The 21,943-nt window shown below is 69.9% G+C and carries 23 protein-coding genes and 6 pseudogenes; 8 read left to right on the plus strand and 21 right to left on the minus strand.

Annotated features, from left to right (window positions below; all coding sequences use genetic code 11):
* The first annotated feature begins 59 nt into the window (after nt 1-59).
* On the plus strand, nt 60-1,106 hold the full coding sequence (locus ACRAWC_RS23325) for a hypothetical protein (RefSeq protein WP_431246110.1): 1,047 nt from the start codon (nt 60-62) through the stop codon (nt 1,104-1,106).
* 37 nt (nt 1,107-1,143) lie between these two features.
* On the opposite strand, the pseudogene ACRAWC_RS23330 reads toward ACRAWC_RS23325, so the two are convergent.
* From ACRAWC_RS23330 to ACRAWC_RS23400, 15 genes and pseudogenes are all read right to left on the minus strand, one after another.
* Nucleotides 1,144-3,101 (minus strand): annotated as a pseudogene (locus ACRAWC_RS23330) (cytochrome c oxidase assembly protein).
* 176 nt (nt 3,102-3,277) lie between these two features.
* Nucleotides 3,278-3,562, minus strand: a complete 285-nt coding sequence (locus ACRAWC_RS23335; protein WP_090039575.1) for an HU family DNA-binding protein — start codon at nt 3,560-3,562, stop codon at nt 3,278-3,280.
* Between the two features lie 212 nt (nt 3,563-3,774).
* Nucleotides 3,775-4,080: a 30S ribosomal protein S14 gene (rpsN, locus tag ACRAWC_RS23340; RefSeq protein ID WP_018188986.1), complete on the minus strand. Its 306-nt coding sequence runs from the start codon at nt 4,078-4,080 to the stop codon at nt 3,775-3,777.
* A gap of 2 nt (nt 4,081-4,082) precedes the next feature.
* Nucleotides 4,083-4,250: a 50S ribosomal protein L33 gene (gene rpmG / locus ACRAWC_RS23345; RefSeq protein ID WP_285114818.1), complete on the minus strand. Its 168-nt coding sequence runs from the start codon at nt 4,248-4,250 to the stop codon at nt 4,083-4,085.
* Between the two features lie 2 nt (nt 4,251-4,252).
* A complete protein-coding gene (rpmB, locus tag ACRAWC_RS23350; RefSeq protein ID WP_018188988.1) occupies nt 4,253-4,489 on the minus strand; it encodes a 50S ribosomal protein L28 in 237 nt (78 codons plus the stop codon).
* 139 nt (nt 4,490-4,628) lie between these two features.
* The gene (locus ACRAWC_RS23355; protein WP_431246111.1) at nt 4,629-5,045 is read right to left on the minus strand and encodes a Fur family transcriptional regulator; all 417 of its coding nucleotides are present in this window, start codon (nt 5,043-5,045) and stop codon (nt 4,629-4,631) included.
* Between the two features lie 6 nt (nt 5,046-5,051).
* A complete protein-coding gene (locus ACRAWC_RS23360) occupies nt 5,052-5,939 on the minus strand; it encodes a metal ABC transporter permease (RefSeq protein ID WP_431349786.1) in 888 nt (295 codons plus the stop codon).
* Nucleotides 5,936-6,796 (minus strand): metal ABC transporter ATP-binding protein, encoded by an 861-nt coding sequence (locus ACRAWC_RS23365; protein ID WP_431246113.1) that lies wholly within the window; start codon nt 6,794-6,796, stop codon nt 5,936-5,938. Before ACRAWC_RS23365 ends, ACRAWC_RS23360 begins: the two co-directional genes overlap by 4 nt.
* Nucleotides 6,793-7,569 (minus strand): metal ABC transporter solute-binding protein, Zn/Mn family, encoded by a 777-nt coding sequence (locus ACRAWC_RS23370; protein ID WP_431349787.1) that lies wholly within the window; start codon nt 7,567-7,569, stop codon nt 6,793-6,795. The genes ACRAWC_RS23365 and ACRAWC_RS23370 overlap by 4 nt, the downstream gene beginning before the upstream one ends.
* Before the next feature lie 225 nt (nt 7,570-7,794).
* Nucleotides 7,795-9,203: pseudogene (locus ACRAWC_RS23375) on the minus strand (dihydrolipoamide acetyltransferase family protein).
* Nucleotides 9,204-9,241: 38 nt separating this feature from the next.
* A pseudogene (locus ACRAWC_RS23380) lies at nt 9,242-10,208 on the minus strand (alpha-ketoacid dehydrogenase subunit beta).
* Between the two features lie 131 nt (nt 10,209-10,339).
* Complete coding sequence (locus tag ACRAWC_RS23385) at nt 10,340-10,567, minus strand: hypothetical protein (protein WP_431349788.1); 228 nt, start codon at nt 10,565-10,567, stop codon at nt 10,340-10,342.
* 39 nt (nt 10,568-10,606) lie between these two features.
* Nucleotides 10,607-11,751 (minus strand): annotated as a pseudogene (locus ACRAWC_RS23390) (thiamine pyrophosphate-dependent dehydrogenase E1 component subunit alpha).
* A 4-nt stretch (nt 11,752-11,755) separates the two neighbouring features.
* The gene (locus ACRAWC_RS23395) at nt 11,756-12,532 is read right to left on the minus strand and encodes an aminotransferase class I/II-fold pyridoxal phosphate-dependent enzyme (protein ID WP_431349789.1); all 777 of its coding nucleotides are present in this window, start codon (nt 12,530-12,532) and stop codon (nt 11,756-11,758) included.
* 56 nt (nt 12,533-12,588) lie between these two features.
* A complete protein-coding gene (locus ACRAWC_RS23400) occupies nt 12,589-12,849 on the minus strand; it encodes a hypothetical protein (protein ID WP_431349790.1) in 261 nt (86 codons plus the stop codon).
* A gap of 104 nt (nt 12,850-12,953) precedes the next feature.
* On the opposite strand from ACRAWC_RS23400, the pseudogene ACRAWC_RS23405 reads away from it, so the two are divergent.
* A pseudogene (locus tag ACRAWC_RS23405) lies at nt 12,954-13,338 on the plus strand (phage holin family protein).
* A 74-nt stretch (nt 13,339-13,412) separates the two neighbouring features.
* Nucleotides 13,413-14,791, plus strand: a pseudogene (purB, locus tag ACRAWC_RS23410) (adenylosuccinate lyase).
* A gap of 21 nt (nt 14,792-14,812) precedes the next feature.
* On the opposite strand, the gene ACRAWC_RS23415 reads toward purB, so the two are convergent.
* Entirely contained in the window at nt 14,813-15,748 is a 936-nt protein-coding gene (locus ACRAWC_RS23415) for a DUF308 domain-containing protein (protein ID WP_431349791.1), read from the minus strand.
* A 96-nt stretch (nt 15,749-15,844) separates the two neighbouring features.
* Here ACRAWC_RS23415 and ACRAWC_RS23420 point away from each other — a divergent pair, with 96 nt between their 5' ends.
* Nucleotides 15,845-16,549 carry a Pr6Pr family membrane protein gene (locus ACRAWC_RS23420; protein ID WP_431246119.1) on the plus strand — a complete coding sequence of 235 codons (705 nt, stop codon included), beginning with the start codon at nt 15,845-15,847 and terminating at the stop codon, nt 16,547-16,549.
* 10 nt (nt 16,550-16,559) lie between these two features.
* On the opposite strand, the gene ACRAWC_RS23425 is transcribed toward ACRAWC_RS23420, so the two are convergent.
* A complete protein-coding gene (locus tag ACRAWC_RS23425) occupies nt 16,560-17,075 on the minus strand; it encodes a hypothetical protein (RefSeq protein ID WP_431349792.1) in 516 nt (171 codons plus the stop codon).
* Between the two features lie 184 nt (nt 17,076-17,259).
* Here ACRAWC_RS23425 and ACRAWC_RS23430 point away from each other — a divergent pair, with 184 nt between their 5' ends.
* Nucleotides 17,260-17,412 (plus strand): hypothetical protein, encoded by a 153-nt coding sequence (locus ACRAWC_RS23430; RefSeq protein ID WP_431349793.1) that lies wholly within the window; start codon nt 17,260-17,262, stop codon nt 17,410-17,412.
* Between the two features lie 111 nt (nt 17,413-17,523).
* Here the strand turns inward: ACRAWC_RS23430 and ACRAWC_RS23435 are convergent, their stop codons facing one another.
* Nucleotides 17,524-17,805, minus strand: a complete 282-nt coding sequence (locus ACRAWC_RS23435) for a cation transporter (protein ID WP_431349794.1) — start codon at nt 17,803-17,805, stop codon at nt 17,524-17,526.
* Between the two features lie 134 nt (nt 17,806-17,939).
* On the opposite strand from ACRAWC_RS23435, the gene ACRAWC_RS23440 reads away from it, so the two are divergent.
* On the plus strand, nt 17,940-18,452 hold the full coding sequence (locus tag ACRAWC_RS23440; RefSeq protein WP_431349795.1) for a cation transporter: 513 nt from the start codon (nt 17,940-17,942) through the stop codon (nt 18,450-18,452).
* Nucleotides 18,453-18,467: 15 nt separating this feature from the next.
* Here the strand turns inward: ACRAWC_RS23440 and ACRAWC_RS23445 are convergent, their stop codons facing one another.
* Nucleotides 18,468-18,632 (minus strand): hypothetical protein, encoded by a 165-nt coding sequence (locus ACRAWC_RS23445; RefSeq protein WP_431349983.1) that lies wholly within the window; start codon nt 18,630-18,632, stop codon nt 18,468-18,470.
* Entirely contained in the window at nt 18,572-19,030 is a 459-nt protein-coding gene (locus tag ACRAWC_RS23450) for a TetR/AcrR family transcriptional regulator (protein ID WP_431349796.1), read from the minus strand. The genes ACRAWC_RS23445 and ACRAWC_RS23450 overlap by 61 nt, the downstream gene beginning before the upstream one ends.
* 113 nt (nt 19,031-19,143) lie before the next feature.
* On the opposite strand from ACRAWC_RS23450, the gene ACRAWC_RS23455 reads away from it, so the two are divergent.
* The gene (locus tag ACRAWC_RS23455) at nt 19,144-19,785 is read left to right on the plus strand and encodes an SDR family NAD(P)-dependent oxidoreductase (protein ID WP_431349797.1); all 642 of its coding nucleotides are present in this window, start codon (nt 19,144-19,146) and stop codon (nt 19,783-19,785) included.
* A complete protein-coding gene (locus ACRAWC_RS23460) occupies nt 19,743-20,108 on the plus strand; it encodes a hypothetical protein (protein WP_431350016.1) in 366 nt (121 codons plus the stop codon). The genes ACRAWC_RS23455 and ACRAWC_RS23460 overlap by 43 nt, the downstream gene beginning before the upstream one ends.
* 380 nt (nt 20,109-20,488) lie before the next feature.
* Here the strand turns inward: ACRAWC_RS23460 and ACRAWC_RS23465 are convergent, their stop codons facing one another.
* Nucleotides 20,489-21,883, minus strand: a complete 1,395-nt coding sequence (locus ACRAWC_RS23465; RefSeq protein WP_431349798.1) for a glycoside hydrolase family 2 TIM barrel-domain containing protein — start codon at nt 21,881-21,883, stop codon at nt 20,489-20,491.
* Between the last annotated feature and the right edge of the window lie 60 nt (nt 21,884-21,943).

Consider the following 21,943-nt stretch of genomic DNA (forward strand, 5'->3'; position numbering starts at 1 on the left):
TACTCTAACCCGCGCAAAGCGCGCCCGAACGGTTATCCACAGGACCCTAGGATGGCCTCATGGCTGTGGGGGACTCGCACGCGCTCAGGCGTGCCGTCCTGCTCTGGTCGGGGATCGGAGTGCTGCTCGTCGCAGCCCTGATCTCGGCGTTTGGGGCCGTGCAGCGGGCGTACTACAGCCCGAGCGGGTTCGTGGAGGCGTTCGCCGGAGCCATCGCGGCGCACCGCCTCTCCGACGCCCTCGCCATGCCGGGGGCCGACCCGAGCCGGCCGGAGCTCGAGGCCGCCAAGCTGCCGCCGGGAGCCTCGCGGGAGCTGCTGCGGTCGGACGTCCTGCCCGCCATCCGGAACGTGTCCGTCGTTTCGGATATGACCGGACGCGACGGCGTGCACTCGGTCGTGGTCCGGGCGACGGCGGACGGCAGCCCTGTCTCGGCGCGCTTCCGCGTGCGGCAGACCGGATCCGTGCTCGGCGTCCTGTCCACCTGGGGCTTCGCGTCCACGCCGCTCGGCGTCGCGCGCATCACGGTCGCGCACGCGGACGACTTCACCGTGGGCCGGCACACCGTCAGCCCACGCGCCGCCTCACCGGACCAGCCGGCCGCCGCCTTCAGCGTCTCGGCAGACTACCTGGCGGCGCCGCTGGCGCCGCTCGAGCTGTCGCACGCCTCCCGCTACGTGCGAGCGGCGCCGGTCAGCGCGTCCGTCACCCCGGGAACGGTGACCGAGACCGTCGTGGATGCGCAGCCGACCCGCGACTTCACGGTCGCCGTGCAGAGGCAGGTCGACGGATTCCTCGATCGCTGCGCCGAACAGAAGGTGCTGCAACCGGCCGGCTGCCCCTTCGGTGTCGAGATCGACGACCGGGTGCAGGGCGAGCCGAGCTGGTCGATGGTCACCTACCCGAACGTCCGGCTGCGCGCCGGCGACGACGGCTGGGTGACGGATGCGATGGTCGGGGTCGCGCACATCGACGTGACCGTCCAGTCGCTCTTCGACGGCACGGTCAGCGCGCGGAGCGACAACGAGCCGTTCTCGATGCGCCTCAGCAACGTCACCGTCCGCCCGGACGGCTCCCTCTCGATCGTCGTCGCGCAGGGCCCGTAGCCCCTCCGCCCTGGGTCGACGAACCGACCGTCATCGGTCAGCGGACGGCGCGGTCGCGGTCGCGGTCCGCCATCCGGGCCAGCCGCTCGTTGTACGCCTGCAGCTCGGCGTCGCCGGTGCGGTCGGCGTTGCGGTCGCGCCGTTTCGTCTCACGCTCGTCGCTGCGGCTCCACTGGATCGCGACGACGATCGCCAGGATGACTGTCGGGATCTCGCCGATGCTCCACGCGATCCCGCCGGCGGCCTGCTGGTCGACCAGGGGCGAGTCGCTCCGCACGTTCGGCCCATCGCGCCGAACCAGTCGGCGAGCATGAGCCCGCGCATCTGCATGATCGACAGCCCGAAGAAGGCATGGAAGGCCATGGTGAGCAGCAGGAGCAGCAGCCGGAACGGGTAGGCGAGCCGGTACTTGACCGGGTCGATCCCGATCAGCGACTGCACGAAGAGGTACCCCGTGATGAGGAAGTGCACGATCATCCACTCGTGCCCGATGTGGTCGGTGGTCGCCCAGCGGAAGATCGGCGTAGTAGAACACCCACAGCGAGCCGGCGAAGAGGATGGCCGCGACGATCGGGTTCGAGACGATCGCGGCGAAGCGCGAGTGCACCCCGAGCAGCATCCACTCGCGGCCGCCCTGGGAGCCGTCGTGCCGCTTCCGGATCGCCCGGGCGGCCAGCGTGACCGGAGCGCCCGGGACGAGCAGCAGGGGAACGCCCATCGTCAGCACCATGTGGGCCGACATGTGAGCGGAGAAGAGGTACTTCTCGTAGACGTTCACCCCGCCGTTGGTGATGTAGAAGAGCAGGACGATGCCCAGCGTCCACAGCACCGTGCGGTAGATCGGCCACGCGTCACCGCGGCGGCGGAGGCGCCAGACGGCCGCGTAGTAGAAGAACAGGGCGAAGGCGCACGCGAGCACCCACAGCAGGTCGAAGTTCCAGGAGGTGAACAGGCGATCCCAGTTCAGCGGCGCGGGCAGCTTCTCGCCGGTCAGGATCTCAGCGGGCGTCGGCGTCGCCGCCCGCGTCTGCGGGACCGGCGTGACCGTGCGGGCGAGCGCCGCAGCGACGCCGGACGCGATGCCCATGAACGCCAGCTCGGCCACGACGATCCACCAGAAGGTGCGGGGTTCGCCGGAGGTCTTGAGCCGGCCGATCAGGTAGCGGCGCTGCGTCAGTCCGAAGAGACCGAGCACGACCAGCGCCGCCACCTTGACGAGCACCAGGATGCCGTAGGGCGTCGCCAGCTCGGCGAGCGTGCCGACGCGCAGCTCGGCGTTCACGTAGCCGGATGCCGCCACCACGATGAAGCAGGACCAGCGCCACGGTGGAGTAGCGCTCGAGCACGGTGACGAGGCGGCCCTTGCCGAAGGTCTGCTTCACGACGATCAGGGTGACCAGGCCACCCAGCCAGATCGCGGCGAAGAGGACGTGCAACCCGAACGACGTCACCGCCGCATCGTGCCCGGCGGCCTCGGCGCTGTGGCCCTGTTGCGCCATCGGCACGACGGTCGCCATGGCCAGCACCGCGACGAAGGCCACCGCGGTCTGATTGCGCACAGCGAAGCAGAGCACCGTGACCGCGGCGGCGATCAGGGTGATGCCGAGCCACGCCTGTCCCAGCGAGACGCTCGTGATGAAAGAGCTGAGCCCGTTGCTGAACGTGGCATCGAACGACCACGGGACGTTGGAGACGCTCACGAACGTGAACAGACCGGTCGCCGCCGCCGCGACGGTCATCACGCCGGCACTGCCCGCCGCGAAGTCGAGGCCTTGCCGTACTCGTCTTTGTCGGGGGAGAACGCGAAGCACGCGAGCACCAGCGCGCCGACCGTTCCGGCCAGGCTCAGGTTGACCAGAAGGGTGGCGGCGGGCAGACCCCAGCGCACGAGAGCACCCGGATCCGCGAGCAGCGGGGCCGCAGCGCCGCCGCCGAAGGCGAGGCGCCGACCATGGCCGCCACCGCTGCGAGCAGCAACGCGGCGGGGCCGATCACGCGGAGGATTCGAGGCACCTGTCCAGCCTACGTCCACGCCCCTGGGCGGCCGCCCACAGCGGGAAGGCCGTGGAGAACCGCCCCTGCGCGCCGCCTGTGGACGACTCCGGCCTCGACAACACAGCGAGGGCGGCGCCGCAGATCGCGGCGCCGCCCTCGGGCAAAGCGTGAGAAGACTACTTGACGGCAGCCTTGAGCTTCGAGCCCGCGGTCAGCTTGACGCGGTGGCCGGCCGGGATGGAGATCTCGGCGCCGGTCTGCGGGTTGCGGCCCGTACGAGCAGCGGTCTCGCTGCGCTCAGCGGCGAGCCAGCCCGGGATGGTGACCTTGCCGCCCTTGGCGACGGTCTCGCTGATGGTGCTGAAGAACGCGTCGACGACGCTCGAGACGGTGGCCTGGCTCTGACCCGACGCCGCAGCGACGGCGGCAACGAGCTCGGTCTTGTTCAGGTTGTCAGCCATTGAGTGTCCTCCTCGGACCTTGTGCTGGATCTACAGCTATTGGTGGAACGGTTGAGGCCACGCTGGGCCATTACGTTTGGTCGGTCGACCGCCTCGAATGTATCAGAATCCCGCGAAAACTCGCGGATTTCCGGGCCTTTTCGACTCCTGACACGCCGAAAAGGGCGCCCGGCTGATGCCGGACGCCCCTTCAGGAACACGATCGAGCGGACTTACCAGCTCGACTTGGTGATGCCGGGCAGCTCGCCTCGGTGCGCCATGTCGCGGAAGCGGACACGCGAGATACCGAACTTGCTGAGGTTTCCGCGGGGACGGCCGTCGACGGCGTCGCGGTTGCGCACGCGGATCGGGGAGGCGTCACGGGGAAGCTTCTGCAGGCCGAGGCGCGCGGCCTCGCGGGACTCGTCGGAGCCGTTCGGGTCGACGAGGGCCTTCTTCAGCTCGGCGCGCTTGGCGGCGTAGCGCTCGACGATGACCTTCCGCTGCTCGTTCTTGGCGATCTTTGACTTCTTGGCCATGTTTAGCGCTCCTCTCGGAAGTCGACGTGCTTGCGCACTACGGGGTCGTACTTCTTGAGCACGAGGCGGTCGGGGTTGTTGCGACGGTTCTTCTTGGTCACGTAGGTGTAACCGGTGCCCGCCGTCGAACGGAGCTTGATGATCGGACGGATGTCCTGCTGCTTCGCCATGCTTAGATCTTCTCCCCACGGGCCAGGAGGTCCTTCACCACGGACTCGATGCCACGGGCGTCGATGACCTTGATGCCCTTGGCGCTCAGCGTCAGGGTGACGTTACGACGAAGAGACGGAACGTAGTACGTCTTCTTCTGGATGTTCGGGTCGAACCGGCGCTTCGTGCGACGGTGCGAGTGCGAGATGTTGTGACCGAAGCCGGGAACGGCTCCAGTCACCTGGCACACTGCTGCCATTGCTTTCTTCTCCAATACCGTGGCGCCATACGGCACCACCCAAGGTCACTTGTCGGCGCACGACTTCCCATTCGTTGAGGTCTGGGGTTTCGTACACGGCTAACGGAGTGGGAGGAGCCCACTCAGCCAAACAACCATGCTACGGCATGGATGCGGGACCGACCAAATCAGCCTTGGCTGTGCAGGCAGCGCACAAACCGAAGACGTCGACGACGTGCTGCGCCTGAGTGAAGCCGTGCGCCGCGGCAGCCTGGCGCGCCCACTGCTCCACCGCATCCGCCTCGATCTCCACCGTCAGCCCGCAGTTGCGGCAGATCAGGTGGTGATGGTGGCCGGTGGTGCACGCCCGGTAGAGGCTCTCGCCCTCCGGCGACTGCAGCGAGTCCGCATCCCCTTCGGCCGCCAGGTCGGCGAGAGCGCGGTAGACCGTGGCCAGCCCGATCGGCGACCCGGCCTCGTGGAGGCTGAGGTGCAGGCCCTGCGCGCTGATGAACCCCTCTGTCGAGGTCAGAGCCTCGCGGACGGCCTCCCGCTGCCAGGTGTTGCGCTTCACCATCCCAGGCTAGCCCGCCTGGCTCACGAGCGGCCGTGAGGAGGTCACAGGGCGGCGTCGCGTGCGGCGCCCTCCGACGATGCGGCACACCACGTAGATGAGGAACGAGATGGTGGTCACGTACGGGCTGATCGGCAGAGCGCTCCCGAGCGCGAGGAGGATGCCGCCGACGACCGAGACGAGGGCGAAGACGACGCTGATCACGGGCACACCGATGGGCGACGACGAGATGCGCATCGCCGCGGCGGCGGGCGTCACCAGCAGCGACAGCACGAGCAGCGCACCCACGATCTGCACCGAGACGGCGACCGCCAGCCCCAGGAGCACCATGAAGGCCAGGGCGACGAAGCGGGTCAGGATGCCGCGCGCGGCGGCGACGTCCGCATCCAGGCTGTCGAAGGTCAGCGGGCGCCACATGAGCAGCAGGGCGACCAGCACGACGGCGCCGATGACCAGCAGCGACCCGAGCTGCGGGTCGTCGACCGAGACGATCTGGCCGGTCAGCAACCCGAACTTGTTGGCGCTGCGCCCGGGATACAACGCGAGCGCCAGGATGCCGAGCCCCAGTCCGAAGGGCATCAGCACGGCGATGATCGAGTTGCGATCGCGCGCCCGGGAGCCGAGCAGGCCGATCAGGACGGCGGCCACCAGCGACCCGACGAGCGAACCGGCGACCACGTTCACGCCGAACAGCAGCGCGATGGCGGCGCCGGCGAACGACAGCTCGCTGATGCCGTGCACCGCGAAGGCCATGTCGCGCTGCATGACGAAGACGCCGATCAGGCCGCCGACGATGCCGAGCACCGCTCCCGCGAAGATCGAGTTCTTGACGAGCAGCAGCAGCTCGCCGTAGTCGGTGAAGTCGAACAGCTGCGACCAGAGGTCCAGGTGCATCATGCGGCGGGCTCCGGGTGTTCCTCGCGGGTGTGCGCGTGGTGGTCGTGGGTCTCGGCGTCGGGGATGCCCACGACGACGATGCGTCCGCGGCTGCGGATGACGTCCACCGGCGTGCCGTAGAGGTCCGTCAGCACGTCGCTGCGGAGCACGTCGTCCGGCGCGCCCGTGCGGAAGCGGCCGCCGGCCAGGTACAGGACGCGGTCCACCATCCCGAGCACCGGGTTCACGTCGTGCGTGACGAAGACCACGGCGCTGTCGTGCTCCCGCCGGCGGCGGTCTATCAGCTCGCTCACGCCGCGCTGGTGCTGCAGGTCGAGCGACAGGAGCGGCTCGTCGCAGAGCAGCAGGGCCGGATCGCCGGCCAGCGACTGCGCGACGCGCAGCCGCTGCTGCTCCCCGCCGGAGAGCGAACCGACGGGCGCGTCGGCGTAGCGCCGCGCCCCGACGGCGTCGATGAGGCTATCGACCTGCTCGCGGTCGGATCGCCGCGGGAGCGGCAGGCCCCAGCGGTGGCCGTTCACGCCGAGGGCGACGAGGTCGCGCGCCCGCATCGGGGTTCCGGCCGGGATCAGTTTCTGCTGCGGGATGTAGCCGATCCTCCGGTCGCCGCGGCGCACGGCGTGGCCCTCGAACGAGATCTCTCCCGAGTCGAGCTGCTGCTGACCGAGGATCGTACGGAGGAGGCTCGTCTTGCCTGACCCGTTCGGGCCCAGGACGGCCACGAACTCGCCGGCGTGCACATCCAGGTCGAGACCGCTCCACAGTGTGCGGTCGCCGAAGCCGAGCGACGCGTCGCGGAGGCGGAGCACGATGTCGCGCTCCGCGGGCGGCGTCACGAATTCCAGGGGTTCGCTCATTTCGCCAGTGCCGCCCCGACCGCGTCCACGTTGGCGCGCATCCACTCGATGTAGCTCTTGCCGGCGGGCAGGGTCTCGGTGACCGGGACCACGGGGATGCCGTTGCTCTTGGCGGCGGCGAGCACGCGTTCGGTCTCGGCGCCGGTGGTCTGCTCGTTGTAGGCGAGCAGCTTCACCCGGTGCTCGCTGAACAGGGCGAGCGTGTCCTTCAGCACGACGGGGGAGACGTCGTTCTCCTCCTCGATCGCCGCGCTGAACTTCTCCGGCGTCCTGTTCACCAGCCCGACCGCATCCAGGAGGTAGAGCGGCACCGGCTCGGTGATCGCGACGCCGTCGCCGGCGTACTGCGCCTTGAGTCGGGCCGCGCTCTGCTGGAGCGTGGTGAGCTTCTGCGTGAAGGCGGCGGCGTTCTTCTCGAAGACCGTCTTCTGCGACGGGTCCGCCTTCGCGAGCGCAGCGCTCAGGGCCGACGCCAGCTTTGCGACGGTCGGGAAGTCGTACCAGACGTGCTCGTTGAACTCGCCCCCGACGGGCTTCTTGCCCGAGAGCTGCACGACGTCCAGCACGGTCGCATCGTTCTTCGAGCCCTTCACCAGGGTGTGCATGAAGTCGTCGTAGCCGCCACCGTTCTCGATGACGACGTCGGCCTTCGAGACGGCGAGTTGATTCTGGGCGCTGGCCTCGAACGGGTGCGGATCCTGCGCCGGGTCGTCCATCAGCGAGGTCACGTGCACGGCGCCGCCTCCGATCGTCCGGGCGATGCCCCCGTACACGTTGGTGCTGGCGACGACGCCGGAGGGTGCCGTCGCCGGAACCGGCGGAGGAGGTGGAGCATCCGGCGAGCGCCAGCGCCGTCGCAGCGGCGAGCGCCAGGGTGGAGACGATGGTGCGCGTCTTCATGGGAGAGCCTGTCTAAGTCGCGTGCGCGACGGAAAGGGGAGCGCCTGCGGTCGCGGGCACCGGCTCAGATTACGGCTTATTGAAAATGATTGTCAAATTCAATCCAGCAGTAGCGCCGGCTCCTCGATGATCGATGCCACATCCGCGAGGAAGCGCGAGGCCACGTCGCCGTCCACCACCCGGTGGTCGAAGGATGCGCCGAGCGTCGTGACGAAGCGCGGACGCACTTCGCCGTCCACCACCCACGGCTTCTGCTTGATCGTGCCGAGCGCGACGATGCCCACCTCGCCCGGGTTCAGGATCGGCGTGCCCGTGTCCATCCCGAAGACGCCGATGTTCGTGATGGTGATGGTGCCGCCGTTCATGTCGGCCGGGGGAGTCTTGCCGTCGCGAGCCGTCAGCGTCAGCTGTTCCAGCGCCTTCGCGAGCTCGAGCAGGGTCATGCCCTGCGCCTCCTTGATGTTCGGCACGATCAGGCCGCGCGGCGTCGCGGCGGCGATGCCGAGGTTCACGTAGTGGCGGACGATGATCTCCTCGTCCGTCCACGTCGAGTTCACGGTCGGGTTGCGACGGACCGCCCAGATCATCGCCTTCGCCATGATGAGCAGCGGCGACACCTTGACACCCGCGAAGTCGGCGGAGTTCTTCAGGCGCTTGACGAACTCCATGGTGCGGGTCGCATCCACGTCGACGAACAGGCTGACGTGCGGGGCGCTGAACGCGCTCGATGTCATCGCGCTGGCGATCGCCTTGCGCACGCCCTTCACCGGGATGCGGTCTCTCGCGGTCGTTCGGCCACTCGGGCGTCTGGATGTTGCGGAAGACGGTCGCCTGCGTCGCCTCGCGGAGCACGTCGTCGCGCGTGATGTCGCCGATCGGGCCGGTCGGGGTGACCAGGGTGAGGTCGACCCCGAGGTCTTTGGCGAGCTTGCGGATCGGGGGCTTGGCGACGACCGGACCGCGCGTCACCGGAGAGGATGCGCGAGCGGACTGCGCGGCGGGCGACGCCTGCGGCGCGGCCGCAGCGGGCGCAGGCGCAGCGGGAGCGGAAGGCTGCGCGATGCTGCCCGAGAACGAGATGGGGATGGACCGCGGTGCCCGGGTGCGAGACGCGACGGCGGCGGCTCGAGCCGCGGCCCGCGGCCCCGTAGCCGACGAGCACGGCTCCCGCTTTGGGCTCCTCCTCGTGCGAGACGGAGGCCGCCGCGTCCGCCGCGACCTCCTCGGCGGGCTCGGGCTCAGGCGCGGGCTCCGCGGCCGCCGACACACCGGCCGTGACCGTGAAGATGGGCGTGCCGACCTCGACCGTCTGGCCCTCGGTGACCAGCAGCTCGCCGACGGTCCCCTCGAACGGCGACGGCAGCTCGACGAGCGACTGGCCGTCTCGATCTCGACGATGACCTGGTTGACCGCGACCTGCTCGCCGGGGGCGACCTTCCAGGCGACGATCTCCCGCCTCGGTCAGGCCCTCGCCCACGTCGGGCAGCAGGGACTGGGACTCGCTCAGTGCGACTTCTCTGTCAGGGGCGCCTACGCGGGAGGCGATCAGTACGCCAGTGCCCGGTCGACGGCTTCGAGGATGCGGTCGGCGTCGGGGAGGTAGAGCTCTTCGAGCTTGGCCGGCGGGAAGGGGACGTCGAAGCCGGTCACCTCGGACGCACCGGCGCCTCCAGCAGAGTGAGAACGCCTTCTCGGCGATCGTCGCCGCGACTTCGGAGCCCACCGACATCGTTCCCCGGCGCCTCCTGCGCGATGATCAGCCGGCCGGTCTTCCTGGACGGACGAGACGACGGGACCGTAGTCGACCGGCGAGAGCGAGCGGAGGTCGATGACCTCGAGGCTCCGCCCCTCCTCGGCCGCGAGCTCGGCCCGCGCGCAGGGCGACGCTGACCATCCCCGCCCAGGCGACGATCGTCGCGTCGGTTCCGGTGCGGACGACGCGACTCGCGTGCAGCGGCGTCGGGTTCTCGAGCACGTCGACCTCGCCCTTGGGCCAGTAGCGGCTCATCGGCTCGAAGAACACGACAGGGTCGTCGGAGCGGATCGCCTTCTGGATCATCCAGTAGGCGTCGTGCGGGGTCGACGGGGCGACGACGCGCAGGCCCGGGGTGTGCGCGAAGTACGCCTCCGGCGACTCCTGGTGGTGCTCGACCGCGCCGATGTGACCGCCGTGGGGAATGCGGATGACGACCGGGAAGGGCATGCGGCCGTTGTGCCGGTTCGTCATCTTGGCGAGCTGTGTCGTGATCTGGTCGAAGCCCGGGAAGACGAACCCGTTGAACTGGATTTCGACGACCGGCCGGTAGCCGCGCATGGCGAGGCCGATCGCCGTGCCTATGATGCCGGCTTCCGCCAGCGGGGTGTCGATCACGCGCTGGGGGCCGAACTGCTTCTGCAGCCCTTCGGTCACGCGGAACACACCGCCCAGGGGACCGATGTCCTCACCCAGCAGCAGCACCTTCGGGTCGTCGGCGAGTGCGCGCCGCAGACCGGCGTTGAGCGCCTTGACCATCGGGAGCGACTGGATGCGCGGCTCGGGCACCGTCTCGACGGCCGGCGCGCTCTCGGGGCGACCTCCGCGCGGTCGCGGCGGCGGCATCCACGCCGACCTCGGCAGACGCCTGCGCGTCGGCTGCGGCCGGCTCAGCGGGCTGTGCGGCCTGCGCCGCATATGCCGGCTTCGTCTTCGATCACGAATTCGCGCGTCCGCTCCTGCTCGGCCACGTGCTCCTCGAGCACGCGCGAGCCGGGGTCGCTCTCGACGATCTCGACCACGTCGATCGCCTGGGTGTCGAGCAGCCCGCTCTGCGCCTCCGCGTCGTCGCCGCCGACCACGTCGCCCGGCTCACCCTCCATCAATTCGGCCTCCACGTACTCGGCGTCGCTGCCGACGTCGTCGCTTCACGTCGCTCATGCGTCACCTCCGAACGATGCCTCGTACTGCTCCAGCCAGCGCCGCTGCTCTTCCGTCACAGGATGGGGCTCACTGTAGACGTGCTCGAACATGGGAGGAGGCGGGTGGCGGTGCGAGCTCCAACGTGCGTCGGCGGATGTCGGCGGCGAGGTCCGCCGCCTCCTCGTCCCGCGCTGTCGAAGAACGCCTGGCCCACGCCTTGCTGCTCGAGGAAGACGCGGAAGCGGACGATCGGATCGCGCTCGGCCCAGTACGCCACCTCCTCGTCGGTGCGGTACTTGCTCGGGTCGTCGCTGGAGGGTGCGCGCCCATGCGGTACGTCAGCGCCTCGATCATGCTGGGGCCCTCGCCGCTGCGCGCGTCGTCGAGGTGCTTCGCCGTCACCGCGTAGGACGCGAGGACGTCGTTGCCGTCGATCTGCACGCCCGGGATGCCGAATCCACTCGACCGCAGATACAGAGGAGTGCGCGACTGCGTGCTGACCGGGACCGAGATAGCCCAGTGGTTGTTCTGCAGGAAGAAGACCTGCAGGGGTCCGGTAGCTCGCGGCGAAGACGTACGCCTCGCTGACGTCGCCCTGGCTGGTTGCGGCCGTCGCCGAAGTAGACGATGGAGGCCCTCGTCGACCTCCGGGTCGCCCGTGCCGACCTTGCCGTCGAACTTCATGCCCATCGCGTAGCCGGTGGCGTGCAGCGCTCTGCGAGCCGATGACGAGCGTGTAGAGGTGGAAGTTGTTGACCGCCGGGTCGATCCGGGTCCCAGCCGCCGTGGGTGGTTCCACGAAGCAGCCCGATGATCCCGATCGGGTCGATGCCGCGGATCATGCCGACCGCGTGCTCGCGGTACGACGGGAACAGGTGGTCCTGGGCTTGGCGGCCCGGGCGGAGCCCACCTGGGCCCCCTCCTGGCCCTGACTGGGAACCCACAGGCCCAGCTGGCCCTGCCGCTGCAGGTTCGCCGCCTCATGGTCGAGCGCTCGCACGCGGACCATGTCGCGGTAGAAGCGGCGGTAGTCGTTCTCGTCGAGGCGCTCCAGGTAGGGGAGGTACTCGGCCGACGTCTCGCTCGGCTGGAAACGTCCGTCAGCCGTGAGCAGCTGGACGGTGTTCGCCGGGCGCGGATTCTCGTTCGTCGCAACCACCTGTCTAACCTAACCTCTTGCCGGGGTGCCCACTTGGTAGGTTCTGCACAATATCCCCGGCGACCTGCAGGAGTTTGTCGACAGACTCCTCCTCGCCGACACTGATGCGGATGCCCTCCGGAGGGAAGGCGCGGACGGTCAGCCCGGCGTCGAAGAACGCGTCGTTCACCTCGGCGGTCTGCTCGGCGGTGGCGAGCCAGCCGAAGCTGCCCTGCGCCCGGAACGGCCCAGCCCTGCGCCAGAAGAGCGTCGCGCAGGGTCGCGCAGCATGGCGATGCGGGCGACGCGCTCCATCAGCTCGTCCTCCGCATCGATCGAGGCGAGCGCCGCGACCCGCGACGCGTCGGTCACCGAGAGCGGATGGCCGCCGAGCGAGCCGCGTCCAGCACGGCCGCCGGCCCGACGGCGTACCCGATCCGCAGCGCGGCGAGACCGTACGCCTTCGAGAACGCAGCACCACCAGGTTGGGGTAGCGCGAGAGCAACGGGATGCCGTCCACCGCGTCGTCGGTGACGAACTCGTAACAGGCCTCGTCGAGCAGCACCAGCAGATCGCCGGGCGACGTGCCATGAAGGCTTCGAAGTCGGCGGCGGTCACGATGGGTGCCGGTGGGGTTGTTCGGCGTGCACACGATCACGACACGGGTGCGCTCCGTGATGGCGGCGGCCATCGCATCCAGGTCGTGGTTGCCGTCCGCCCGGTTGGGGACCTGCACGCTCGCCGCGCCCGTCATGGTCACGAGCCCCGGGTAGGCCTCGAAGGAGCGCCACGGGTAGACCACCTCGTCGCCGCCCCGCCGCCGCGGCGATGAACTGCGACAGCAGCGCGACGGATCCGCTACCCAGGTGCACCTCGCCGATGCTGACCCCGTGCCGCTCCGCCAGCCGCGCGCGCAGGTCGGCGCCGCCGGCGTCTGCAGCGGTTGAGCTCGCCCAGGGTCGCCGCCACCGCCTGAACGACGGACGGCAGCGGGGGATACGGGTTCTCGTTGCTCGACAGCTTGTACCCGTCCGCCGGCGCCGGCCGCCCCTGCTTGTAGGCGGGGACCGCGACGATCTCAGGGCGCAGCTTGACGCTGAGCGTGTCTTCCGAACTCACAGACCCAACCTAGCCGCGCCCGCATACCGCACGGGGAATTACCTGGATCTGTGGAGAGCGGCACCCCTGTCCATCGATTGTGAGCACTGACAACGGATGTGACCATGCGATTCCTGCTCAGGCTGCTCATCAACGCCATCGCCCTCTGGCTCACGACGCTGATCGTCAGCGGGGTGACCGCGAAGCCGTACGCCCCCGGCGCGACGGCGGCGGTGCTCACCTACCTGCTGATCGCGCTGATCTTCGGCGTCGTCAACGCGATCATCGGCACGGTCGTCCGCATCATCGCCATCCCGCTCTACATCATCACGCTCGGGCTGATCTCGCTCGTCGTGAACGCCTTCCTCCTTCATCGTGTCGTGGATCAGCGACGCGATGGGGTTCGGGCTCCACATCGACGGGTTCTGGTCCGGCGTCCTCGGCGCTCTGGTGCTCGGGATCGTCGCGTGGCTGCTCGGCCTGATCTTCCGGCCCGCCCGGCGCGACTGAGCGCGGTCCGCGCCGCGCACGCGCGTGCGGGAGAATGGTGGGGAACCCGCCGCCTCGATCCCGCGAGGAGCACCATGACCGCCCTGCCTCCCCAGCCGCTCAGCCCCCTCGACGGCCGATACCGGTCCGCCGTGATCGGGCTCGGCGACCACCTCTCGAGGCCGGGCTCAACCGCGCGCGCGTGCAGGTCGAAGTCGAGTGGCTGATCTACCTGACCGAGCACCGGATGTTCGGCTCAGCCCTCTGACGGACGAGCAGAAGCGCGCGCTGCGGGCCCTCGCGGAGGAGTTCGGCCAGCCGGAGATCGACCGGCTCGCCGAGCTGGAGGCGACCACCAAGCACGACGTGAAGGCCGTCGAGTACCTCGTGCGCGAGCGCCTGCACGCCCTCGGGCTCGACCACATCGCCGAGCTGACCCACTTCGCCGCCACCAGCGAGGACATCAACAACCTGTCCTACGCCCTGACGGTGAGCGCAGCGGTGCGCGAGTCGTGGCTTCCGAAGTTCCGCGCGGTCATCGCGGAGCTCCGCGCGCAGGCGAAGCAGTACCGCGACGACGCGATGCTCGCCCGCACCCACGGTCAGCCCGCGACCCCCACCACCATGGGCAAGGAGCTCGCCGTCTTCGTCCACCGCCTGGAGCGGGTGCGCGCGCAGATCGAGGCCGGTGTCCACCTGGGCAAGTTCAGCGGCGCGACCGGCACCTTCGCCGCACACCTCATCGCCGACCCGGACGCCGACTGGCCGCGCATCTCGCGCGAGTTCGTCGAGAGCCTCGGCCTCGACTGGAACCCGCTCACCACGCAGATCGAGTCGCATCGACTGGCAGGCGGAGCTGTACTCCCGCATCTCGCACGCGAACCGCATCCTGCACAACCTGTGCACCGACATCTGGACCTACATCTCGCTCGGCTACTTCCGCCAGGTGCCCGAGCCGGGCGCGACCGGGTCGTCGACCATGCCGCACAAGGTGAACCCGATCCGCTTCGAGAACGCCGAGGCCAACCTGGAGCTGTCCAGCGCCGTGCTCGACTCGCTCGCCGCGACGCTCGTCACCAGCCGCCTGCAGCGCGACCTCACCGACTCCACCACGCAGCGCAACATCGGCGTCGGACTCGGCCACTCCCTCCTCGCCCTCGACAACATCGAGCGCGGCCTCGGCCAGATCGCGATCGACCGCACGTTGCTCGCAGAGGACCTCGACGCCAACTGGGAGGTGCTGGCGGAGGCGATCCAGACGGTGATCCGCGCCGAGGTCACGGCCGGGCGCTCGAGCATCTCCGACCCCTACGCTCTGCTCAAGGAGCTGACGCGCGGCAAGCGGGTCGACCACGCCGCGCTGACCGAGTTCGTCGACGGGCTGGAGATCGGCCAGGCGGCGAAGAACCGTCTGCTCGCCCTCACCCCGGCGCGGTACGTCGGACTGGCGTCCGAGCTGGTCGACTACCTCTAGCGGGAGCCGGCCGGCGAGGAGTCAGTGACCGCGCGGGCGGTCGTCGCCTTCTGCGCGGGCGCGGGCGCAGCCTTGGCGCGCGCCTCTGCATCCTGCTCTGTGGATGTCCTCCACCTCGGCCTCGGTCGGCTTGAACGCGAGCGCGAAGAGGGCGAGCAGCACCAGCCCGACGATGAACGTCACGCCCAGCGCGATCGCCGCCAGCACGAACTCCCGGGTCGCGATGAGGACGATCAGCCCGACGAAGACGCCGAGACCGGCCGAGATCGCGAGCAGCTCCACGGGGAGGAAGCGGTCGCGGCGGGTGGGCTGCAGGTTCTGGGTCACTCGGGGGTCTTTCCTGTTGCGCGAGGTCACGGTCGGCTCTCCGCCCCACGGGGAGTCGGTGCGGCTCCGTGCGGCGGCTCGCAGCGTGGCCGCTCCGATGCCCTGGAAGACGCCGACCACGATGGCCCAGGCGCCGAACAGGCCGATCGCCAGCACCGCATCCGCCGGCACGAACAGCAGCACGAGGGCGAGCAACGCGGTGAGCGCACCCGTGGTCAGCCAGTCGCGGGCGGCGGCATCCTGGCTGCGCTCGCGGATGCCGTTGTAGAGCTCGAGGAATCCGGTCAGCGCCGCCCACACCGTCACCAGGTAGAGGAACAGGCCGAGGCCCGAACCGGAGAGCACAAGCGCGAGAACGCCAGCGACCAGCCCGATGGCCCCCTGCACGGCGAACAGCGTGCGGGTCAGCCGGCGACCCGCGAACAGCCAGCTCAGGATGCCCGTCGCCAGCCCGTCGATGACGGCGAACACGCCGAAAACGACGAGTCCGAAGGCTGCAGTGTGCGCATCCCGGGTGAAGGTGATGAGCGCACCGGCGGCGAGCGCCACCACGGCGCGGATGGCGGGGACGACCCAGTACCGGTTGTGCGCGTGGAGGGCGTGGTCCTGGGCAGGGACGGCGGTAGCCATTCGGCGACCTCTTTCGTACGGATTCGCCCCCAGTCTAGTCGGCGGGTTCCTGCGCGTTCGCCCCATCGGGCGCCCCGCCACCGCTACGATCGCGGCATGCGGATCGGTTTCGCGATTCTTCGCGCGGTGATGTTCGTGCTCGCGCTGGCGGCCGTCGTCACGCAGTTCGTCACCAGCGTCCAGTCGATCGCGGCTCACGGCGGGAACGTCGGGGGGCTGGTTGCGAACTTCTTCAGCTTCTTCACCATCGACTCCAACGTGCTGGGCATCGCGGTGTTCGGCATCGGCGCCGTGCTGCTGCTGATCCGTCGGGGCGACGATCCGGGGTGGTTCACCGCCCTCCGCGCAGCGGGGGTCACGTACCTGGTGACGACCGGCGTCGTCTACAACCTGCTGCTGCGCAACATCTCGCTCGCGCAGGGGACGACGGTGGGATGGGCGAACGAGGTCCTGCACGTGATCGCGCCCGCGTACATCCTCCTCGACTGGCTGTTCGCCCCGGGCCGCGCGCCGCTGCGGCTGCGCGCGGTGTGGGGGATCGCGGTGTTTCCGATCGTCTGGGCGGTCTACACGCTCGTGCGGGCGCCCTTCGCCGCCGATCCGGTCACCGGCACGCAGCCGTGGTATCCGTACCCGTTCCTCAACCCGCAGACCAGCCCGAACGGGTACCTGTCCGTCGCGTTCTACGTCGTGCTCATCGCCGTCGTGATCCTGGTGGCCGGCTACGGCGTGGTGTGGATCTCCCGCCGCTGGCGGGGCGACCACATCCTGCCCGCGGCCTCTCCCGCCGCGGAGGGCTGAGGGCGGACATTCAGACCGCGCGCGGGCTGGGCACGTGCTCCGGGTCCTCCGACCGTGCCCAGAGGATGACGGAGGCGAGCGCTCCGACCGCCAGCAGGAAGGCGCCCGTAGGGGTGACGGTGTCGGCTGCGCCGTGCTGTGCGATCAGCGCGGAGAGGATCCCGGCGATGACCCCGCATCCCGCGACCACCGCGAAGGCGTAGGAGATCGCGCGCGTCGCGCCTCGCATCACCAGACCGCGGACGATGAGCGCGACCGCGCCGGTGAGCCAGAGGACCGCCACCGGGAGCGCCAGCAGCATGCCGAGCGGATCGCGCAACAGCACCCCGGGGGTGGCGTAGAGCAGCGACGCCGCGAGCAGCAGCACGAGCCCCAGGCCCGCGGACGCGAGCAGCCGCCTCGCGTCGGTTCGCAGCCGCAGGATCGGGCCGAGCAGTGACGGCCAGGTGAACGCGAGCGCGAACGCCACCAGCGCGAGCGCCACACTGCCCGCGCCCTGCAGCACGGGGAGGAGGATGCCGATCATGTCTCCATTGAATCGGGGATGCGCGGGCTGTACGTCAGCCCGGAGGATGATTCAGTCGTCGTCGAAGTCGACGGCCTCGCCGCGCAGCGCGGCGATGGCCTTCACGATCAGCTGGATGGCGGCCACGGCGATCAGGGCCGACACCCCGAGCGCGAGGACGGGATCGAGCCAGTAGAGGCTGTTCGTGACAAGGGATGATGACGCCGGCCACCGCGATGACGGCGGCCGCCGCCGCATCCGCGAGGGCATCGAGGAGTACGGACCGCATGTGGAGGTCCTCGTCGGCGGCGGACCGGCCGAGCACGAAGGCTCCCCGCCAGCATCACGGCGACCGTGATGACGCTCACGATCACCATCGGGAGGCCCTCCACCTCGGGAGAGCCCTCCACCAGCCTCGTCACCGCCTCCGCGGTCACCGTGATCGTCACGGCGAGCAACAGCGTCGCGTTCACGAGTGCGGCGATGGCGATCGGCGCTGCGCGTGCGGGTGATCCGGGTCCCGATCCCGTAGGGCGATGGCGATCAGCCCCAGCACCAGGGCGAAGCAGTCGGCCACGGTGTCCCCGGCCGCGGCGAGCACGCTGACCGAGTGCGCCAGCAGTCCCGCGACGACCAGTCCGGCGATGAGCGCCAGGTTGAGGCAGAGGACGATCAGGATGCGGCGGCGCTGACTCCGCCGCGGTGCCGCCGGGGCGCCCGCGGCCTCGGGCTGACGGTCATCTCGGCGCAACGGACACCTGTGCATTGTTCCACTGCCGACCCCTGCTCGCTCACCTGCTCGACTAGGGTCATGCAGGTGAGCGACCAGGCACCGGGCTGCGCCGGGCAGGCATCGGCCTCGAGGTCGTCACCCTCGGGTGGAACGTGGTCGGCGTCGTGCTGCTGGGCGTCCTCGCCTACCGGTCCGCGTCTGTCGCGCTGCTGGGCTTCGGCCTCGACAGCCTGATCGAGATCGGCGCCAGCATCGTCGTCGTCTGGGAGCTGACCGGAGGGGAGGAGACCCGGCAGAGGGTCGCCCTGCGCTTGATCGGCTGGGCCTTCGTCCTGCTCGCGGCCTACCTCCTCGTCCAGGCGGTCGTCGCGCTGCTGCTCGCGCACCGAGCCACGCCGCTCCTGGGCGGCGTCGGGTGGACAGCGCTCACCGCGATCGCGATGTTCGCGCTGGCGTGGGGAAAACGGGTCGTCGGGAAGCGCCTGGACAACCCGGTCCTGCTGACCGAGGGGCGGGTCACGCTCATCGACGCGATCCTCGCGACCAGCGTGCTGTTCGGGGTCGCGCTCGACTACGCGCTCGGCTGGTGGTGGGCGGACCCTCTCGCGGGACTGGTGATCGTCTTCTACGCCGCGCGGGAGGCCGTCCACATCTTCCGCGGGTGACGGATCGGGCGGCGATCAGCCCCGTGCGAGCAGTCCGCCGAGCAGCAGGTCGATGAGGCGCGTCGCGAGGGCGCGCTGCTCCTCGTGCGCGCTGATGAGCGTGATCCCGCCCAGCGCCATCAGCACATCGCCCGGGTCGATTCCGGCGCGGAGGTCCCCGGATACGCCGGCCGCGTCGATGAGGGCGGCGACCGCCGCGCCGAGAGCGTCACGGCTGTGCGCGCGAAGTCCTCTCGGGCGACGCCAGGATCGCCGGCAGGGCATCGGACATCGCCCGCTTCGTGGTCAGTGTAGTCGACGAACGCCTCCATCCACGCACGGAGGGCCTCGACGGGCGGCCGTTCCGCCAGCAGCCGGTCCGCGGAGCCGGCCAGCCGATCGGTCTCGCTCCGGTAGACGGCCTCGATCAGGTCCTCCCGCGTGGGAAAGCGCCGATACAGCGTGCCGATGCCGACTCCTGCCTCCGCGGCGATGGCCTTGAGCGACGTCTCCGGCTCCTCTGCCGCGAACGCAGCAGCCGCCACCTGGAGCAGGCGGTCGTGGTTCGCGCGGGCGTCTGCGCGGAGTCGTTCGGGCACGAGCTCCTCCTTGCTAAACGGACCTAACTCCGCTTAGCTGGAATAGAAGCGGACTCGACTCCGTTTATACCAGAGATCCGAGCTCATCGGGAGCCCGGGAGAGGAGACCCATCATGACCGAGCGTGTGACGACACCGTTCGACGCGCGATCCACCGCCGACGACGTTATCGCCGGTGTAGACCTGGCCGGTCGGCGCGCCATCGTGACGGGTGGGGCCGCGGGTCTGGGCTTCGAGACGGCGCGGGCGCTCGCTCAGGCGGGCGCGGAGGTCACCATCGCCGCCCGCCGGCGCGACGCGGCCGAGAGCGCAGCAGACGACATCTCGCAGAGCACGGGGAACCCGAAGGTGCACGCGGCCGTGCTCGACCTGGCCGATCTCCAGTCGGTCCGCCGAGTTCATGGCTGCGTGGAGCGGCCCGCTCCATATCCTCGTCGACAACGCTGGGATCATGGCCACGCCCGAGCAGCGGCACATGCCAGACGGTCGCGAGCTGCAGTTCGCCACCAATCACCTGGGCCACTTCGCGCCTCACCTGTCGGCCTGCACGATGCCCTGGCGGCAGCGGGGGATGCGCGCGTCGTGGTGGTCAGCTCCGTCGGGCACGTCAACGGCCCGGTGCGTTTCGACGACACCCTGACTTCACCGCCGAGCCCTACGACCCGCGGCTGGCCTATGCCCAGTCGAAGAGCAGGGCGAACATCCTCTTCGCCGTGGAGGCCAGCAGGCGCTGGGCGGCCGATGGAATCGCCGTGAACGCGCTCAACCCGGGCTCGCATCTGGGGCACGGGGCTGGGGGCGGCACATCGACGCTCCTCCGGCCTCCGTTCGATCCGTCCGGCAAGACGGGCGTCTCCGAGAAGACCGTCGCGCAGGGCGCCGCGACATCGGTGCTGCTGGCGGCGTCGCCCCTGGTGGAGGGCGTCACCGGTCGGTACTTCGAGGAGCGCGCAGCAGGCCGAGCCGTTCAGGCTCCGGCGTGCGCCGCGGGGTGGCGGACTACGCGCTCGACCCGGAGAACGCGCGCCTGCTGTGGAGCTGTCGGCACGGTTCACCGGCGTCGGTCGCTGACGCGATAAGTCATCGTTCCCGGCGCTAGATCGAGCGACCCGCCGGCAGCTCTAGCGGATCGCTTCTTCTGCAAAGCCCTGCGTCTGCTCTGGCTCTATCCCTGCCGGAACCAGGGTGGAGCTGAGCGATTGCACAGGCGCATCCGGTGAGCAGTGGGTCGCCCGGGCCCCCAAGTCGCTTCCTGAGCATCCACGCCACGAAGGGAGGCGCGGGGGCAGCTCCGGGTTTCGGCCTCGCCTCAGGAGACCCGCGACCCGCGGCGGTTCAGCTCTTCGATCGGCGCAGCGTCGATGAAGGTTCGCGCGATCGTCCGCCCCTCGACCGTGAACCACAAGTGCAGCCCTGGCCGGCGCACCAGGCGCAAGAACGGTCACCACAGCAGGGTCACTCAGGCGGTACGGCTCAGCGGCGACGGGCGCGGAGGACGGCGGCTCCCGCGCTCGTCGGGCGCGTCGACCCCGCAGCGCCCCAGGCGGCGTTCACCACACCTCCGACTTCGGCGGAACCCAGATGCGAGACGTGGACCGAGACTGTCAGCGGCTCCAGGGGTACCGGGATATCCGCGCCGGCGTGGGCCGGCGCCAGATCGACGACCAGCACCGTCGGGCCGAAGGAGTCGGCCGGTTCGAGGCCGCCGAGGTCTTTGCGCCGGCGGTCGGCGTCGAGCAGGCCTCGCCATCTCGTGCTCCACATCGGTCAGCTCGGTGGTAGACGAATCCGGCGAAGCGGTCGTGGCGGCGGATCTCCTGGGTCTGCCAACGGATGTGCCACGCGCGCTCGAGGCTGGTGAAGCCGGCGCCGTATTCGCTGTTGAGGATGGGGACCCCGTGGCGTGGGAAGTCCGGCGAGCCGTAGAAGGACTTGTCGACGATGAAGTCGGGTCCGAGCCTGACCTCGAACGTCTCGCGCTCCCCGCGGCCAGCTCCGCCAGGTTGCGCGCCCAGTTCGTCGGGTTCTCGTCGTAGTAGTGCCAGTCGACGAGGTCGGAGCGCACGTGCGCCCAGCCCGAGTTCTCCACGATCGGGCGAGTGTCGTCCAGGGCCCTCATGGTCTCGTACGCGTGCACGGCCGCGGCTGCGCGCTCGGGGCTGCCCGGGATGTCCCAGTCCAGCCCCCATTCCTCGTTGTAGAGGCCCCAGACGATGATCGACGGGTGGTTGCCGTCGCGGGCGACCAGCTCCGGGAGTTGCGCCTCGAATGCCTCGGCGGCCTCCGGGCTGAACCGGCTCGGGCACGGCGGCTCGGCCCACACCAGCATGCCGGTGCGGTCGGCGTGGTCGAGCCAGAGCGGCTCCTCGAATTTGAGGTGCTTGCGCACGAGGTTGAATCCCAGCTCGCGGGCCAACTCGATGTCACGGATGAGCGTGTCCGCGTCCGGCGCGGTCAGGCCGGTGCGCGGCCAGTAGCCCTGATCCAGCACCCCGCGCAGGTAGAAGCGCTCCCCGTTCAGGTACAGTGCCTCGCCCCGCGTCTCGATGCGGCGCAGGCCGCCCGTGACGGAGAGCCGGTCGGCTGCCTCGCCGTCGCCGATGGTCAGTTCGATCGCGTACAGGTGCGGATCGTCTGGGCTCCACAGTCGCGGTTTCGTGAGTTCGAGCCGGCCGCCGAAACGACCCCCGGCGATGGGGAGCTCGACCCGGCTCCCGGCGACCTCGACCACCACGGGGAGGCCGTCCGCCGGGTCTCCGGCGACGGCGCCCTCGATGTCGAAGCCCGTGAGCGAGTCGCCGCGCACGGAGACGTCCTCGATGTAGCTCCGGCCGCGGGCCTCCAGCCGAGACACTCTGCCAGATGCCGGAGGTGGGCGCGAAGGCGACACCGTCGTAGTCGTCGCGCGGAATGG

It is taken from the genome of Leifsonia sp. L25 (assembly GCF_050632895.1).